This window comes from Alkalilimnicola ehrlichii (assembly GCF_003399765.1).
Taxonomy (GTDB): domain Bacteria; phylum Pseudomonadota; class Gammaproteobacteria; order Nitrococcales; family AK92; genus AK92.
The window spans coordinates 135,505-152,025 of the sequence record NZ_NFZV01000009.1 but is presented as its reverse complement, the minus strand read 5'-3'; the positions used below and the strand labels follow the sequence as shown (position 1 = coordinate 152,025).

The 16,521-nt window shown below is 58.6% G+C and carries 12 protein-coding genes and 2 pseudogenes; 7 read left to right on the top strand and 7 right to left on the bottom strand.

The window, feature by feature from the left end:
- Positions 1-158: 158 nt before the first annotated feature.
- Positions 159-1,490 (top strand): dihydrolipoyllysine-residue acetyltransferase, encoded by a 1,332-nt coding sequence (gene aceF, locus CAI21_RS10960; protein WP_116302322.1) that lies wholly within the window; start codon positions 159-161, stop codon positions 1,488-1,490.
- A 14-nt stretch (positions 1,491-1,504) separates the two neighbouring features.
- Positions 1,505-3,256, top strand: coding sequence for a dihydrolipoyl dehydrogenase (gene lpdA, locus CAI21_RS10955; RefSeq protein WP_116302321.1), 1,752 nt, complete (start codon positions 1,505-1,507; stop codon positions 3,254-3,256).
- On the opposite strand, the gene CAI21_RS10950 is transcribed toward lpdA, so the two are convergent.
- Positions 3,242-4,762 (bottom strand): AGE family epimerase/isomerase, encoded by a 1,521-nt coding sequence (locus CAI21_RS10950; protein WP_181919377.1) that lies wholly within the window; start codon positions 4,760-4,762, stop codon positions 3,242-3,244. The two genes, lpdA and CAI21_RS10950, sit on opposite strands and share 15 nt — an antisense overlap.
- Before the next feature lie 336 nt (positions 4,763-5,098).
- Between CAI21_RS10950 and CAI21_RS10945 the strand changes: the two genes are divergently transcribed.
- Positions 5,099-6,739 carry a methyl-accepting chemotaxis protein gene (locus CAI21_RS10945; protein WP_116302319.1) on the top strand — a complete coding sequence of 547 codons (1,641 nt, stop codon included), beginning with the start codon at positions 5,099-5,101 and terminating at the stop codon, positions 6,737-6,739.
- A gap of 125 nt (positions 6,740-6,864) precedes the next feature.
- On the opposite strand, the gene CAI21_RS10940 is transcribed toward CAI21_RS10945, so the two are convergent.
- Positions 6,865-7,668: a methylated-DNA--[protein]-cysteine S-methyltransferase gene (locus CAI21_RS10940; RefSeq protein ID WP_220347985.1), complete on the bottom strand. Its 804-nt coding sequence runs from the start codon at positions 7,666-7,668 to the stop codon at positions 6,865-6,867.
- A 303-nt stretch (positions 7,669-7,971) separates the two neighbouring features.
- A pseudogene (locus CAI21_RS25965) lies at positions 7,972-9,368 on the bottom strand (C69 family dipeptidase).
- 15 nt (positions 9,369-9,383) lie between these two features.
- Here CAI21_RS25965 and CAI21_RS23850 point away from each other — a divergent pair.
- Positions 9,384-9,539 (top strand): hypothetical protein, encoded by a 156-nt coding sequence (locus CAI21_RS23850; protein ID WP_220347982.1) that lies wholly within the window; start codon positions 9,384-9,386, stop codon positions 9,537-9,539.
- Between the two features lie 20 nt (positions 9,540-9,559).
- Here the strand turns inward: CAI21_RS23850 and CAI21_RS25960 are convergent.
- The 3 genes and pseudogenes from CAI21_RS25960 to CAI21_RS23840 all read right to left on the bottom strand — a co-directional run.
- A pseudogene (locus CAI21_RS25960) lies at positions 9,560-9,694 on the bottom strand (hypothetical protein); the annotation flags it as partial.
- Positions 9,640-10,029, bottom strand: coding sequence for a phosphatidylserine decarboxylase (locus CAI21_RS23845; protein ID WP_404840871.1), 390 nt, complete (start codon positions 10,027-10,029; stop codon positions 9,640-9,642). The pseudogene CAI21_RS25960 and the gene CAI21_RS23845, both read right to left, overlap by 55 nt.
- Positions 9,996-10,661, bottom strand: coding sequence for a phophatidylserine decarboxylase associated domain-containing protein (locus CAI21_RS23840; protein WP_220347980.1), 666 nt, complete (start codon positions 10,659-10,661; stop codon positions 9,996-9,998). The genes CAI21_RS23845 and CAI21_RS23840 overlap by 34 nt, the downstream gene beginning before the upstream one ends.
- Positions 10,662-11,303: 642 nt before the next feature.
- Between CAI21_RS23840 and CAI21_RS10920 the strand changes: the two genes are divergently transcribed.
- Genes CAI21_RS10920 through CAI21_RS10910 form a run of 3 tightly spaced genes read left to right on the top strand, consistent with a single transcriptional unit; the run spans position 11,304 to position 12,960 of the window.
- Positions 11,304-11,579, top strand: coding sequence for an oleate hydratase (locus CAI21_RS10920; protein ID WP_116302316.1), 276 nt, complete (start codon positions 11,304-11,306; stop codon positions 11,577-11,579).
- A complete protein-coding gene (locus CAI21_RS10915; RefSeq protein ID WP_147305098.1) occupies positions 11,576-12,331 on the top strand; it encodes a hypothetical protein in 756 nt (251 codons plus the stop codon). The genes CAI21_RS10920 and CAI21_RS10915 overlap by 4 nt, the downstream gene beginning before the upstream one ends.
- 5 nt (positions 12,332-12,336) lie before the next feature.
- Complete coding sequence (locus CAI21_RS10910) at positions 12,337-12,960, top strand: hypothetical protein (protein ID WP_147305097.1); 624 nt, start codon at positions 12,337-12,339, stop codon at positions 12,958-12,960.
- Here the strand turns inward: CAI21_RS10910 and CAI21_RS10905 are convergent.
- A complete protein-coding gene (locus CAI21_RS10905) occupies positions 12,957-16,229 on the bottom strand; it encodes an AAA family ATPase (RefSeq protein WP_116302313.1) in 3,273 nt (1,090 codons plus the stop codon). The two genes, CAI21_RS10910 and CAI21_RS10905, sit on opposite strands and share 4 nt — an antisense overlap.
- Between the last annotated feature and the right edge of the window lie 292 nt (positions 16,230-16,521).

The following is a 16,521-nucleotide window of genomic DNA, read 5'->3' as shown; positions in this document are numbered from 1 at the left end:
CTACTACGTCGCCGTCGCCGCGCTCAAAGCGCTCGCCGATGACGGCCAGCTACCGGCGAAAAAAGTCGGCGAAGCCATCAAGAAGTACAACATCGACCCTGAAAAAATCAATCCAATCAAAGCCTAAGCTTGCTGCCATTTGAGTTGGAGGAGTATTCGTGTCTAACGTCATGGAAATAACGATTCCCGATATCGGCGACTTCGATGCCGTCGATGTCGTCGAAGTGCTGGTGCAGCCGGGCGAGCGGGTCGAAGCCGAGCAATCGCTACTGACCTTGGAAAGCGATAAAGCCACCATGGAAGTGCCGGCCCCGGAGGCCGGCCTGATCAAGGAAATCAAGATCAAGGCCGGCGATAAGGTCAAGCAAGGCACCCCTATTGCACTACTGGAACGCGCCGAAGCGCTCGAACCGGTCGGGGCCGAAGCAGGCCCCGCGACCGCCGAGCCGGCCGTAGAACCGCCGCCTAAGCCTAAGCCGGCGCCGTCAACGACCGCCGACGCACCAAAACCGGCCCCTCAACCAGCCGCCGACTCGGCAGTCGCCAAAGCGGCTGCCGCCGCTCCGCCGCGGATCGATCGCGAAGGGCATCGCCGGGCTCATGCCAGCCCGGCGGTACGCCTGTTCGCTCGCGAACTCGGGGTGGACTTATCCCAAGTCCAAGGCAGTGCCGCTAACGGTCGGATTCTCAAAGAAGACGTCAAAGCCTTCGTCAAACGACGCTTGGCCGAACCGGCTGCTCGAACCGCCGGCGCGGGTATCGAGCCGATTCCGGCCGTCGACTTCGAGAAATTCGGCCCGATCGAGCGGCAACCGCTGTCGCGTATCAAGAAGCTCTCCGGCCCGCACCTGCACCGGAGCTGGCTCAATGTTCCGCACGTCACCCAATTCGACGAGGCGGACATTACCGAGCTGGAAGCGTTCCGCAAAGCTCAAAAAGATATCGCCGCCGCGAAGGGCATCAAGCTCACGCCGCTGACGTTTATCGTCAAGGCCGCGGCGGCTGCGCTTAGAGAGTTCCCGGAATTCTGTAGCTCGCTGACCCCGGAAGGCGACGCCTTGATTCTCAAGGACTACTGCCATATCGGCGTGGCGGTCGATACGCCCGAGGGGCTGGTCGTGCCGGTTATCCGGGATGCGGATAAGAAGAGTATTTATCAAATCGCGGAAGACCTTGCCCTCCTGTCGCAAAAGGCGCGCGATAAGAAACTCGCTCCGGCCGATATGCAGGGCGGCTGCTTTAGCATCTCAAGCCTGGGCGGCATCGGCGGCACCGCATTCACGCCTATTGTTAACGCTCCCGAGGTAGCCATCCTCGGCGTTTCCCGCAGCTCGGTGAAACCGACATGGGACGGTGAGGAGTTCCGCCCGCGGCTGATCCTGCCGCTGTCGCTCTCCTACGACCACCGTGTTATCGACGGCGCCGCCGCCGCTCGTTTCACCGCCTACCTCGCCGGCGTCCTGGCGGATATCCGGCGCTTGCTGCTGTAGAAGGAAAATCAACCATGCCAGAAACCATTGAACTGAGAGTTCCCGACATCGGGGATTTCGACGCCGTGGATGTGATCGAAGTTCTGGTAAGTCCCGGCGATCAGGTCGAGAAAGAACAGTCCTTGATCACCTTGGAAAGCGATAAAGCCACTATGGAGGTACCGGCAAGCCATGCCGGTACCGTGCAAAAACTCGCTATCAAGCCGGGCGATAAGGTCAAGCAAGGGGATCTTATCGGCCTATTGGAAGCTTCTGTGTCGGCACCGGCAACCGTGGCGCAAGGAAGCGAAGCACCGGCAACGCCGGAAGAGCCGCCGACGCAACCGGCCGGCACGCCGCCGAAGGCCGCCACCATCGGGGAATACGATTGCGACGTCGTGGTCATCGGCGCCGGACCGGGCGGCTATACGGCCGCCTTCCGGGCGGCCGACCTGGGCCTGAAGACGATGCTGATCGAATACTACCCAAGCCTGGGCGGTGTCTGCCTGAATGTCGGCTGCATTCCTTCGAAAGCCCTGCTGCATGCGGCCAAGGTACTGGACGAAGCTTCCCATTTCAGCGATTTAGGGATTACTTTCGGCAAGCCGAAGATCGACGTACCGCGGCTCGTGGAGTGGAAATCCAAAGTCGTCGGCCGCTTGACCGGCGGTTTGAGAGGGCTTGCCAAACAACGGCAAGTGGAAGTCGTGCAGGGCCGAGCGGACTTCCTCGGGCCGCACGCACTGACGGTGCAACAAGCCGGCGGCAGTCGCCGCATCCAGTTCAATCACTGCATTATCGCCGCCGGCTCGCGACCGGTTGCCCCGCCCGGCTTCGATCTCAATCATCCGCGCATCATGGATTCGACCGATGCACTAGAGCTCGAAGAAGTGCCGAAGCGGCTCCTCGTCGTCGGCGGCGGCATCATCGGTTTAGAAATGGCAACGGTATACGAGGCGCTGGGCAGCCAGGTTACGGTGGTCGAATTGGCCGATCGTCTGATGGTCGGCGCCGATGCGGACTTGGTCAAACCGCTTCTCAAGCGGATCAAAGGCCGTTACGAGAATATCTATCTCAATACTCGCGTTGCCGAGCTACAGCCCGACGATCGCGGCGTTACCGTCCGTTTGGAAGGCAAAGACGCACCGGACGAAGCCCGCTTCGACCGCGTACTGATTGCCATCGGCCGCCGCCCCAATAGCGATAACCTCAATCTCGCCGCGGCGGGGCTTGAGGCGAACGCGCAGGGCTTTATCGAGGTGGACGAATTCCTCCGCACGCGGGTACCGCACATCCACGCCATTGGCGACATCGTCGGTCAACCCATGCTGGCGCACAAAGCGGCACACGAAGGCAAGATCGCAGCGGAAGTCATTGCCGGCCATAAAAGCGCCTTCGATGCCCGGGTTATTCCCTCGGTTGCCTACACCGACCCGGAAGTCGCCTGGGTCGGCGTCACCGAAGAGCAGGCCAAACGCGAGGGCTTGGCGTTCTCCAAGGCACAGTTCCCGTGGGCGGCGAACGGCCGCAGCTTGAGCCTCGACCGCGACGACGGAGCCACGAAACTGCTGTTCGATAAAGCCACCGGCCGCATTATCGGCGGCGGCATCGTCGGCCCCAACGCCGGCGACCTGATCGCGGAGATCGCGCTGGCCATCGAGATGGGTTGCGAGGCGGAGGACATCGCCCTAACGGTGCATCCGCACCCCACGCTGTCGGAAACGGTTGCCATGGCGGCCGAAGCGGAGGCCGGCACACTCACCGACCTCTATCTACCACGCCGTTAAACCATCGCACGCTGCGCCCTCCTGGGCGCAGCGCCTATCCGCTTTAGCGCAGCTCGGAAAAACGCACCCGGATACGACGATGACGCGGCTCTGCGCCCACCTCTTCAGCGGCGATAATTTCCGCCTCGCCTTGGAAAAGTACGGCCGCAACTCAAGCTCGGCCTCGGCCACCGTCGGCGCGAAATATAAATCGACCGACTCATTCCGCAACGCCGCTGTGGTGATCAGCGCCACCAGCGCATGCTCGGCCTCGTGATAGCCGTTCTTCCACAAGTGCGCCTTGGGACTACTCTCATGCTCGCCGTCTTCGTTGTAATGCCCCCATACACCGCCGTACTTCCGGTCCACCATATTATCGAGCCAGAACTGGTAGGTAGCGGGCAAATAGCGCGCCTGTTCAGGGTCTTGCAGCGCCAAGGTCGCGGCTGTCTGATCCAATTCGGCATAGGCCCACCAAACCGGCGTGGTGTCGATGCCGTTCTCCAGTGGACGGTTCGCCCAATGCCCGCCTTCCTCGACAAAGGCATCGGCCAGCATCCGCGCCGCCCGCGGCGCGGCGAAATCGATCAGGCGCCGATTGCCGGTGATGGTCCCTACCTGATGAATCATCCAGAACGCTTTGATGCTATGCCCGAAGTCGTTATGGCGGGCACCCCAGGCATCGCTGTCCGACGCTCCCAGCGTGCCCCAGAAAATATTGTGCGTGTCGGAGTAATAGTCGCGAATCAGCAATTCCGACAGCCAGTTGAGGTCGCGCTTCCATTCCGCCTGATAAGGCTGCGGCAGAATCGGCGCCAATAACAACATGTAGGCATTGATCTGATCGAGCTGCGCCACCAGCTCGCGCTGACCGGCCTCTTCGCCTTCGACCGTCCAACGCAGCTCATCGTGCGCTGGATCGTAATATACCGTGAAGATATGGCGTTTAAGACGAAGAATATCCTCCCGCACATCGGGGTCGCGCGTGAGGTAGTAATACATCGCCATGCCTAACTGGGCATAGGCCAAATCCTGCGTGTTGCGGGCAAGTGTCGCCGGCCCCGGTTCGCCGTCGTGCCAGTAACTAATCGCCGAGCCGGTCTCAGGGTCCAGGGCATGTTCGCGAATCCAATTTACCCCAGCTTTCGCAAGCGCCAAATACTCCGGCTTGCCCGTCATGTGAAACGCCACGCCGTAGGTGTAGGCCTGGCGCGAACGCATCCGCGTATAGTCGCGGTCGATATAATCGCGCACCCAGGACGGCGCTTGCGCTAATTCCGGACAAGGCGCTTCGACATTTAAGACGCTACCGTCGCGGCAACGGAAAGTCGGGTAGGCACCTTTAGGCACACCGCGCGCATCGGCGTGCATCCAAAATGGCATGAGATCCTGTTCCAGGTGTTCGATCCAGCGCTCGGGCTCGGGCAGTTGCGCGACGGGATTATCGGCTTTCGCCAATGCGTCGTAACCGAGCCAGGCGGCCCCGACTAGTAATAATCCTAAACCGAACCATGCCTTGGTCCGCATCGCTCCCGATCCTCGGCGGCCGCCAAAATGTATCTTCATATCGTTATCGACCTCTTACAGGCCACTGCCAAGCGCCTCGTCGACCGCCACCGCCCGCCTCTCCTCGTCGGCAGATCCGTCGGCCTCCTCGCGTTACAGCGGGCTGCTTATACTTATTACGTTTGTTTGTATAAAGGCCTATCTCAAGCCCATGTTAGCCAAGCTAGCGGCTCACAATAACATTGTAGTTTCTTGTGAAGTTACACTACAATCCAATCTAACGAATCTCATAATATGGAAAGCTGATTCGCACTTCCGGGATAACGAAAACGCCGGCAACGCGGGGGGGAATGAGCAATGGTCGGTCTACTCAAACACTTACTGGCACAGATCAAAGTCAGTCATCGACTTTACGCACTCTCCGGCGTTTTACTCGCGCTGCTTGTAGCCACCGGCAGCTTTGGCTTATACGGACTCGCCTCGGCTAACGAAAAGCTGCGCTCGACGTATGAGGACCGTGCAGTACCGCTCGCCGCCCTCGGACGAGGGCTGGACGACATAAACAAAGCGCGCATGCGCTTGCTTACCGCCATGCAAACGCGACTGACGCGCCACGCGCATGAGCATTTCGATGCCATGGCTGCGTACGACGAAAGCGGCCTGGCCCACTTCGAGACGCTGCTACAACGTGCCCAAACGCCGGAAGAAATTGCTCTGCGCGAAGAATTTCAGGAACGCTGGGAACGCTATGACGAGGCCCGCAACCAAGCGGTGCAAACCTACCTGGATGGCTCCAGCGGCGGTGCATTGACCACGATTCGGATAGCGGTCAATCCGGCCTTCGACGAATTGGTGGAGACTGTCAACGCCTTGATGGATTATCAAGAAGCCCTCTCCCGCCAGGAGTTCGACAACTCGATTGCCGCCTATCAGTTGCTCCGCGCCTCCATGATTGGGTTGGTGGCGGTCGGCTTCCTGCTCGCCATTGGCCTCGCCGTATCGACTATTCGCTCGATCTCGAAACCGCTGCAGCTGGCAATGCAGGTCGCTCATAGTATTGCGCATGGTCGCTTGAACAGTCAGATTCCGCAGGATCGCCGCGACGAATTCGGCAGTCTCTTGGATTCCTTGCGCAAGATGCAGGAACGTTTACAAGGCATGATCGCCGAAATTGCACAAGGGGCGGAGCAACTATCCTCCTCGGCGACAGAGCTTTCCGAGACCTACGATCAAATTACCACCGGCTCCGCCCAACAAAGCGATGCCGCCAGCTCCATTGCCGCAACCGTCGATAGCGTCAGCGAGAATTTCGCCGGCATCACCACCAGTACCGAATCGGCTCAGGCGAAAGCTGAGGAGGCCGTAGCCATGTCGCTGACCGGGCAGGATTCTGTCGCTAAGGCCTCGTCGGAAATCAAAAAGATCGCCCAAGCCGTCGGCGACTCTTCCCGTAGCGTGCAAAGCCTGGAGCAGTACTCCACGCAAATCAACGGCATCGCCACCACCATTAAACAGATTGCGGAGCAAACCAATCTGCTGGCGTTAAACGCCGCCATCGAAGCGGCCCGAGCCGGCGATCAAGGGCGCGGCTTCGCTGTCGTGGCGGACGAAGTACGGGAGCTGGCCAGCCGCACGGGCGAAGCCACGACCAATATTCATACGGTGCTGGAAACCATTCAGGACGAAATCGCCAAAGCCTCCGCGGCGATGGAGCTTGGCAATCAACGCGTCGAGAGCGGCGTCCGTGCGGTAGACGACCTGGTGCCCTCGCTAGCTGCACTCAACGAAGGCGCGACCGTCACGAAAGACGACCTGGTTACGCTTACCGCGCTATCGCAAGAACAACTTAGCAAGACCCGGCAGATAGCCGAGGAAGTCGAGCGCATCGCCAAAATGGCCGACGGCAACAACCAAAAGGTGGCCCGAACCTCCGATGCGGTACATGAACTGGAACGCTTGGCCGCCAGCTTAAAGATTTCGGTCAGCCGATTTAACTGATACCGGCTCGCTACCCGTCCAGCGGACGGGAGCGGGATGGGCCGGATTGTCCGTCGACTGCGCAGCGTTCAGATATTCCCAGATCTGTATGATGCGCTTTCGCGGCTCGCCCCAGCGATAACCGCCTAAGGCACCGCTTTGACGAATAACACGGTGGCAGGGAATAAAAAAGCAACCGGGTTGGCACCTACGGCATTACCGACTGCGCGCGCCGCCCCGGGCGCCCCGACCGTCGCGGCAAGCTGGGAGTAACTGACCGTATAGCCGCGTGGGATACGCAACAAGGCTCGCCACACGGCAATTTGGAGATTGGTACCGGATACGGAGAGGGATATAGGCTTGTTCGGCGTCGTGGCAGCACCGAACAAGCTGGAGACGACTGCCGCCGTAACCTCTTGGGCCGGAGCGACGACAGCGCGCGGCCATGTCGCCGCTAGAATCTTAAGCTCCTCATCGAGCGTCGTTTCTCCCAAGAATGTCGCTCGGCACACCCCCTTTGCCGTCATGGCGACGAACAGCGAGCCAAAGGGTGTCGGATGAACGCCGCAATCGATACGAAGCCCCTCGCCTCCGGACCTGTACTCGCCCGGCGTCACTGCCTCAAGTCGCACAAAGTGGTCGTAGAGGCGGGAACTGCTGCTCAAGCCAGCGGCCTCGGATACGTTCAGCAACGGCTCCTCGCCCGCGAGCAAGCGCTTAATCCGTTCCAGCGTTAAAACCTGCAGAAAGCGCTTCGGTGTGGTGCCGGCCCAGCGGCAGAACAGACGCTGGAAGTGAAACGGACTCATATGCACGTGAGCCGCGATTTCCGCCAGACTCGGTTGATCGGCAACGCGATCGCGAATGTAGTGCATCGCCTTGGCAATCCGTTCGTAGTCAGCCGCTTTGTCCATCGCCCGCTCGCTCCGAAAAACCTTTGCTTGCGCCATTGTGCGCATCCCGCGCCAGCCATGCGAGCCGAATCTTGCGGTTTTACGCGCAGCAATCAATAAAAGGAGCAAACCCTACAGCTAGCGGCTGCTCGGCCACTAGAGCGATACCAGAATATTCCGGATTCAATAACCGCCCCCACGGCCTTCCCCCGCTCCCAACGTTCGCTTGCCCGCTGTCAGCGCCGAGCTCCGCCTGCGCTCGCCATGACTAGGCTGACTAGCGGGCAGCCGTTAACGCGGTATTGGGTCGTTCCGGATATTTCTTGGTCGATTATCGCTCGCTCCCGTAGGGTCTGCCCGCTACAACGGTTCGACTTCGAGAGTCGCTACTTTTGTCATAAGCTCGTTGCGTTTGCCGTTCGCCAAACCGACAGTCTGGTACGCAATACCCGTGCTATAACGTTTTGTGAATTCGATAGCCCCGTTAGGGTCGGAACGGTACAACGCGGTAAGCATGGCTTTGATATAAACGTGCTCGCGCAGGCAACTGCGCTCATAGTTTTTCCAAAGCGTTACGATCTCGTCCAAACAGGTATCGCCTTGGCTTTTGGCTAAGGAATAAAGACCGCGGAACGACCAATACGCCGACAAAGGACCGTACTGGTTATCGCCTTGGGTATAACCGTCGGGTATATCGTCTATGGTGTTGAACAAGGGCATATAGGGCGAGCCTAAGGGGGTGCTCACGGCCTGCCAAATAACCCCTTTTAGCTCTTTCGGCATTCGATCGTCCAACACTATAATGTGGCTCTCGGCAGTACGTTCGTAGCCAATCGGACGCTGGGCCTTAGCGGCCAAAACCGTGCCTTGGTAAGTAGCCCGCAGTACCGTCATTACCGTGTCGAGGCGGATGCCTTGGTCGGGTTGGAGAAAAAGCGGGTATTGCCGCTGCCGCGGTGCCTGCACCAAGGAAGGCGTCAGGATTTTTGCGCTAACCACACGCGATCGACGTTGTAAGGATCGCCCACCACACCGAATGCTTCGGCAAAATCGAAGCTGTGGCGGTCCGGGTGGTCCAATAGACCATGCGTAACGGCGAATTCGTATAATCCGCGGGAGCATTTAACGTCGGGGGAATCCAGATCGACCCCGTGCACGCGCATCCCGTTTGCCACGGCGATGTAGCTATCCTGCGGTACTTTCACCGCAATCCAGTGATGCGCAGAGCCGTTCTCGAAATACCACGCCTCCTGCGGATCGCCCAGCAGAACGCCGTTAACCTCGCTCGCGCCGTATTCCTCGATATAGCGACCCAGTAGGCTCACCGCCTCGCGCGCGCTATCCACCTGCGGCAGAATCAACGTCAGAATGACCGACTCGGCAACCCCGCCCGCTTTTAGGAGCGGGTCCGCGGCCTGGGCCTTATCGTTGATGGCGAGCGAATTGGTGGCGGAGATCGCAACATTCCGCTCGTTGATGCCGCGCTCTTCGTAGAAGAAACGATCGCCTATGGCATGAGACGCTTCCCGATAACCCGCAGAGTCGGGGATCGCGCTGTAGCCATAGGCTTTGGTCGGGATCGGCACGCTAAGCCCATTGCCCAAGGTCCAGCGCCCGTCGACGATTGCATTAGCCTTATCCAGCCGGTACTCCGGTAACCGGCGGTACACCAAGTACTTGTTCCAGTTATTGCGGGTAAAGTCCTCGTTGCGCGCCAGAACTACGACACCGTCGTCAGTCGCTTCTTTGCCAGCCATGATGCTCGTACACATGTGCCGATCCTCGTTCTAGTACGCCTTTCGCTTTGCCGTCGCGATCCGCGCGTTAACGGGGATGTTCGTGGCATCGAGCCCTGGAGTCTGACCGTGCAGATCGAACTCCAGCTCGACTTCCGGCCGGAAATCAAGCAGTGGGTCGAGCCGCCGTAATGGAACATGCCAAGCTGCTCTCCTTTGTTCACATGCTGGCCTTCATAAACGGTTACGTCGCAGCTTGAGACCTCCGCCATACCGACCGCCATGAAACACATCAAACCGATATCCGGGTTATCCGCCTCGATAAACACGAGCGCCCGCGTCGCCACCTCGGTGATATAGCCCTGCGATGCGTTCGGCCCGGCCGGTCCGGCCCCTCCGTTAAAGTTTCGGAGTAATAAGTGCCGTCGACGACGCAGGTCTTTACAATCCGACCGCTGACCGGACTGTGCCAGCGGTGGTAACTCAAGGCGCTCAAAAACGCCTGGTAGACAGTGCCGCCGACGAATAGGTCGACCAACGGGTCGCCATCGAGCATGTGCGCGAGCGAATACGGTTGTGCCTTGATCCAGAATTTATCGGTTCGCCGAACCTTTTGCGCCAATTTGTAAGGCGCCGACTCGCAGGCGTTTACCACGACGGCGTCGTCGCCCGGTTCGGCGATCGGCCGCCGACCGTCCTTGAACCGACGAGTAAAAAATCGTCCCAGGATCTAAATCCGGCATAAGGTTGCGACGGATCCGATTTAAAATCATCGAAGCCCATGGCTTCTTTTGCCTCCGGCGATAACCATCCTGTCGGCGGATACTCGTTAAGTACATACCGCGAATCGGGCGAAGCCAGAAAACGCCCCCATTCGTTCAATACCTTTTTAAGCTGCAAGTTCAACTTAGGGTTGAGGAAGGCGGCAAAACCGCTCGGCGTGGCCATCGACCAGTCCAAGATGGCGTTGATAGGAAAACCGACCAAGCCGGTTTTGTTGAACTCCGGCGCCCGCGTCATGATGGCGTTAATCAGCTGTAGCATGAGCCTGTAGTCGCGCACTTGCGGCTTACCGTCAGGGCTTTTGTCGTACGGCGGCCGAGTCGGAACCTGGCTGAACATCTGATCGAACAGCATGTAAAGCTGCGGATCGGTCTCGATCAGTTGCCTCAATTCGTCAACCACAGGATGCAGCTCTGCCGTCGGATCGACTTCTTCGATCAACTGTTGCAACCAGGCATCCAGCGCTTGTTGATCCGAGGGCAACCATTCCCCGACCCGAAACGGAGCGGAAGATGCGGTGGAATCGTTCATTATTTGGCCTTTCCTTTTGCTTGTGATTCTTCGCGAGCGCAGCTCTCAAAAGCTACCGGGCGATTGCCCGAAGTCACGGCGGAACCAGAGGTGCAGGTAAACGGGGGTTGGCCGCTTTACACCCCCCGGTCACGCCGTGACGCCAGGCAATTCCTCACGTCTCCTTAGCAGCGCTTAGTCCATCCCTGGGTCCAGACTCGCGAGCCAATTTCTCACCACTTGGCGAGGAATTCCGCGGGTTCGGCAATGCATGGCATCTGTGCCCAACCAGGGAAACTCGGGTACGGCCGTGACTGGCGACGGCGTATCGTTTTCGTAGATCTTGCTTTTCGGCGGTGGCTCGCATTCAGTCCGCGCCCTAAATGCATCGGCCAATTGTTTCGGTGTGGGATGGCGAAACGTGTCGTTGTTTAACATTGCCCTGACTCCTTTGGCTTGCGCCCGCTCCATGTGGTTATTTTTTCAGCGCTTTTCGGTGCATCTCAGCGGCGTTTTCGGCCCGCGAACTCAACTTAGGATCAGTCTACGAAAACCGCTCGGGGGATTTAGGATCAGTTTGGGATCAGTTGCTCGCCGGCGGTTGCCGGATGGCTTAGGACATCCGACTATGCGGACTCACAATACCGATTCTGGAGGAATCCAATGGATACTTCGCACGTGAGGATAGCGATTATTGGGGCGGGCATTTCCGGCTTATCGACCGCTTATTATTTGATGCAGCGGGCACATGCGCACGGCACGCCATTAGAAATACAATTATTCGAGCGCAAACAACATTTGGGCGGTAACGCCGACACCGTCGTCGTTAACCTCGGCCAGCGGTATGGCGCCAACGGCCCGGAAGGCGCGTATTTACGCTGGGCCGACTTAGGCGTCAACGACGTCAATTTAGCGACCTACCACCGCCTAAAGGCATGATGCGAACGGTCGGCTACCTGGACAAGATGAAACCGCTGGAAGATACCACGAGCTATACCAGCGCCGACGCTCGTCTGGCGCTAACCGACGATTCCGGCCTGAAAAGCGGCGTCTCCGACCCCGCCTTTAACATCGATTATGCCGACGACGGCAAACTGGCACCTCTTAGCAAAGTGGTGCACCGAGCCGCGCTCGACTTATTCGAAACGGTTACCAATGACTATACGGTCGGCCACTTCTTTGCCGATTGCATCAACTCGCCACGCGAATTCTTAAGCCAAGCGGCGACCGAGCTTCATATCGAGATCGATTGGAACGATCCGGCCTTGAACGCGCGTCTCGTGCAAGTGCGGGATCTTATCTATTATCCGCGGATCGCCGCCATGTACTTTACCGACGATCGAGGTCCTCAGTATCTCCCCTTACGATCGCCGTTTCAGTACTACAAAATCCAGGAAGGTAGCGAAGCGCCTAAACGATGCTACTTTAGCCACGGCGCACAAACCTGGCTGGAGTCCTTGCGGGATTATCTGCTTGCTCAATCGAACGCCTCGGTGACGATCGCTATCCGTACCAATGCGGGCGTTCAGGTTACGGCCGGGCCGGATGGGGCCTTCATCGACAAAGACGACGGACAAGCCGCCGAACGCTTCGACCTCTGCGTTGTTACCACGCATGCCGACGATGCACGCGCCCTGCTTCGGTTTACTGCCGCAGCAAGCAGCGAGGGCTTACGCATTCAAAAATCCTGAGCAGCGTGCGATACACACAAAGCTACGGCGTCTGCCATACCCATTCCGGCGCCTTGCCGCCCAACAAGAATCTCTGGCGCACCTATAACATTTCCATCCGCAACCCAGGCGATACGTTCCAGCCTTACCGCATTAGCTACGTATCCAATCGGCATCAGAACGATGCGGAGAATCCGGACTACGCCGAAGCCAACCTGCCGCAGTTTTTCGTCTCCCTAGTCAACGACTTAAATCAGATACCGCAGCAGGACATGCTGGACCGCGTACGGGATACGACACTCATCCCCGCTCCGCTGCGCGAGGCATTGCCGCAGGCAACTCTGCTTCAGATGGACGAGCAGGCCCCCGACACCGGCTATCGGCACTTACTCGGCGATATTCCGGCCGACCATACCAATAAGGCCTGGACGGTCTTCAAACACAATGTACTCGACGCCGATTGTTGCCTGGCACAGGAGAATATCGAGAAGTACAACCAAATGACGGCAGCCGCCATTGCCGAAGGAGAGCGCCTGACCTGCCCGCTGTTATTCGGCGGCGGCTGGAGCAACGGCGCAGGCTTGCACGAGCAATGCCTGGAGCAAGCGGAGAAAATTGCCGCTTGGGTGCTTCCCAAACAAACAAGCTAAGGCTCCGCTACCGCACTACGCCACGGTTGGCGCAGCGCCAACCGTGTCATCACCCTACCGATCCCCGCCGCATCGGCAGCTTGCCATTGCTGCTCTAAACGTTGCCGCGCCGAGGCAGTCGCGTTTTCAAAGTACGCCGCGTAACGGCGGATCAATTCGACGTGATGATCGGCCCAGGGGCAAGGCTCCGCCGCGGTGAACACTGCCAAATGCTCTGCGTATTCGACCGCCCGCTCAGGCTCGCCATACACTAGGCAGGCTTCGGCTGCCGCCACATAGAATCGATAATAGTTATGGCCGACACAACCTTCCGCCAGTAGCGCCTCCGCTTTCCGCAGTGCCGCCTGCCGTTTGCCCGTATCGTCTTCCAACACCGCCAGCGTCCCTAGCACCCAAGGCCCGATAAAACGATATAGCCCTTGCTGTTCGACGATACGCCAGGCTTCGCGAACCGCCGCTTGCGCCTCCGCGTCCCGCCCCTGCAAAACACGCACGCGTGCAACACTTTCTAACAAAAAGGCCTCAAAACGAGCCGCCCCCATCGTGCGGGCCAACGCTAGCCCCTGCTGGACTTGCTGCTCGGCGCCTTCGGCATTGCCCAGCGAAATCTGCAACCAGCCGGCCGTTAAACGGGAAACGATCTCTGCCCGTAGGTTACCGACGCGGCGGCCGAGTTCGGCCGATGCGATTGCCTCCCGCAGCGCCGCCTCGGTGTTATTTGCATAAATATCGGCCGTCGCCACCATGAAACGGTTAGACGCCTCGATATCCGCAAACCCATGACGTTCGCATAGCTCGACGCACTGCTGAAAAGTGACCAATGCCGTCGGCATTCGCCCTTCCGCATAATACGAATCGCCCAGGCCGCTGAGCGCTAGCGCTTCTATGGCAATACTCTCGGCGCGGCGGGCGTACTGGCGTGCCAAGTCGTGGAAATACCGACATTGACGAAAATCGCCGCGGGGAAAAAATATGTTGCCTTTCAAATAATAGATTTCCGCCAACGCCCCGTAAGCCCCAACTTTGTCCGCCAGGGCCGCCGCCTCGTCCAACAAACGCTCCTCAAGCGCAATCTCTTCCAGGACATTCAACGCTCGGGCAAGGCCGATTACCGCTTGTAAACGCTGCCCCTCCTCTCCAGCGGCGGCGAGCGCACGCTCATAATAGTCTCTCGCTTCCTGCATCAGGCCCATCTTGGCCTTCGCTTCCGCCGCCAGCATGGCAAGCGAATAGGTATCGACAGGCGCATAAGCGATAGAGGCACACTGATCGCACAACTCTAACGCTGCCTCATACTGATAGGCGGCCAACTTTTCCTGGATCGCCGCAACGAACATCGCCGGCGCACGGTCCACCTCGGCCTTATGCAAGTGCCTGGCGCACAGGGCTTTATCCGTTTCGGTGTAGTGCTCTGCCAGCCGTAGGTGTAAACGCCGCCGCAGAGCCGGTTCGGTAAGTTCGTACACGCCCTGCAGGATCAAATCGTGCACGAACATATACACCCCCGGCTCGGCCGGCCGCACGAGGCAATAACTCGCCGGCAAAACAGGCTCATAGTCCGGCTGCTCCAGTAGCTGGGTCAGTACATCCAGACTAAACCGTTGCCCCATAGCGGCGGCGGTACGCAATGCTCGACGGTCGATCGGCGCTAAACGATCAAGCTTCGTCTGCACCAGATTTTTCAGACTCCCCGGAAGCGCCGAGCCATGTCCTCCCAGCAGCAGCTGAGTTAAAAAAAGCGGGTTTCCTTGCGCGCGCGCAACGCACTGATTCCGGTAATTCGGGCCGACATCGCGGAACTGGAGCGCGAGCATCGCGGCGGCAGCGCCCCGCAGCGGCCCCAGCTCCAACACGGTCATCGGCACATCGGTCAGGTAATTCCTTAGCTGTCGCTCCAACGGGTCTTGTTCCAGACGAGACGTGAGCGCCCAAATGATGGGTGCTTCTCGTACTGCCTGAATTAAACGCCCGACAACATCGAAAAGCGCTTTATCCGCCCAATGCAAATCTTCGATAATCAGCACCAGCGGCCGTTCCAACGACTCGCGCACAAGCAAAGCGACCAAGGCCTCCAGCTGGCGCGGAACCCGAGTCGCATGATTCATCGCCGCGTAGACTTGCTCATCGCCCGGCGCCTGCGGCAACCCCAACAAAGCGCGGTAGAACATGAGATAGTCGGCGGGAAGACCGAGCTGACCAATCCTCGCCGAAAGCTGCCGATCGGCCTCTGCAAAAGAGGACTCAAGTTGCAACACACCGCGTAGTAATTGCCGGATAGGATTCGTATCCTCCTTACCGCCGAAATCCAACACCGCGGCAGCGTAGCAGTCGACCCCGTCCTGTCGCGTCATTTCGACGAACTCGGCAATCAACCGAGATTTTCCGATACCGGCAATACCACGAATGTAGACGACATGCCCTTCTTGGTATGCCAGCGTCGTCGCTAGTACTGTCTTGAGCTGTTGGACTTCCAGATCCCGCCCTGCCATAGCGAAAGGCGTATTGCGATCGGCCGCTTGCGTCTGTTTGTAGCGCACGTAGCCGGTAAGCTTCGCCGGGGTAACGACGCAGCAGTCCGATAGGGCATGCGCAAGATCCTGCTCGATTAGAATCGAAGACGTTTCTAGAGCCGACGCGAACGATGGCGACGCCAAACAATGCATTTGCCGCTCGGCGTCGAGCGGCCACTCACGGTAACCAATGATGAGCGTACAGCCGGTAGCAGGTTGTTTGCTCTTCCATATCTGCAGCAATTCTTCCGCGCACTGAAGACAACGCCGCGCATCGCTGGAATAAGCACGGGGGGTGCCAAAACAAGCCTCTAATACCACCGAAGTATCGCGTGTCTCGTCAGGCTCAAGTACAACGCCGCCGAATTGTCTCACCCGTTCAACGATAAGACCGTGCAACGGTGCGCTGGCAGTTGCCTTCGATAGAAGCGTGAGATGAATCACTGGCCGGCGCTCAGCGCCTAAATCGGGGATGTCGGCGGCGGCGGGAGCCCCGTTATCACCTTGCTCGGGAATGCTACCCACCAGCAAGTTTGCAAGATCGACACCGTAGATTTGAGCCAGATGCCGCGCAGTACGCAAAAGCACCGGCTTTCCGGTTTCCGCCCGCTTAATGGAGGCGATGGACACGCATAAGCGTTTTCTAAAACACAGCTCCGCCAAGGCTTCTTGGCTCAGTCCGATCTGCCGCCGCCGTATTTTTAACTGCTCAATGTCGAGGACGACCCTTCCCTTCAGAGTAGACGGCTCCTTCCCCATCCCTTGTGCTCCCGAAGGCCTGCCCCTGCGCCAGGCTCATACCGACACAGATCGTTGAAGATATTCGAAAAGATGTCTTGGCTGCGTAGTAAACAGGATCAGCCTCAACTTTGCAAAAAAGTCCGGGCCTTAGAATAAGCCGGGCGCAGGCGCCATAACGGGATCGGCCGCCAGGGCATGCCAAAGCCGACAGGGACACCACACCTACACGTGCAACAAGAAACAAACCTGGCTCAATCAAAAAAAGACTCAATATTCAATGCAAAAAGTGACAACATCCAATATAGCAAGC

Excerpts from the sequence above, each read along its gene's own strand:
- CAI21_RS10915 (WP_147305098.1), top strand. The coding sequence starts at position 11,576 with ATGATGCGAACGGTCGGCTACCTGGACAAGATGAAACCGCTGGAAGAT.
- CAI21_RS10945 (WP_116302319.1), top strand. The coding sequence starts at position 5,099 with ATGGTCGGTCTACTCAAACACTTACTGGCACAGATCAAAGTCAGTCAT.
- lpdA (WP_116302321.1), top strand. The coding sequence starts at position 1,505 with ATGCCAGAAACCATTGAACTGAGAGTTCCCGACATCGGGGATTTCGAC.
- CAI21_RS10940 (WP_220347985.1), bottom strand. The coding sequence starts at position 7,668 with ATGGCGCAAGCAAAGGTTTTTCGGAGCGAGCGGGCGATGGACAAAGCG.
- CAI21_RS10920 (WP_116302316.1), top strand. The coding sequence starts at position 11,304 with ATGGATACTTCGCACGTGAGGATAGCGATTATTGGGGCGGGCATTTCC.
- CAI21_RS23840 (WP_220347980.1), bottom strand. The coding sequence starts at position 10,661 with ATGAACGATTCCACCGCATCTTCCGCTCCGTTTCGGGTCGGGGAATGG.
- CAI21_RS10905 (WP_116302313.1), bottom strand. The coding sequence starts at position 16,229 with ATGGGGAAGGAGCCGTCTACTCTGAAGGGAAGGGTCGTCCTCGACATT.
- CAI21_RS10950 (WP_181919377.1), bottom strand. The coding sequence starts at position 4,762 with ATGCGGACCAAGGCATGGTTCGGTTTAGGATTATTACTAGTCGGGGCC.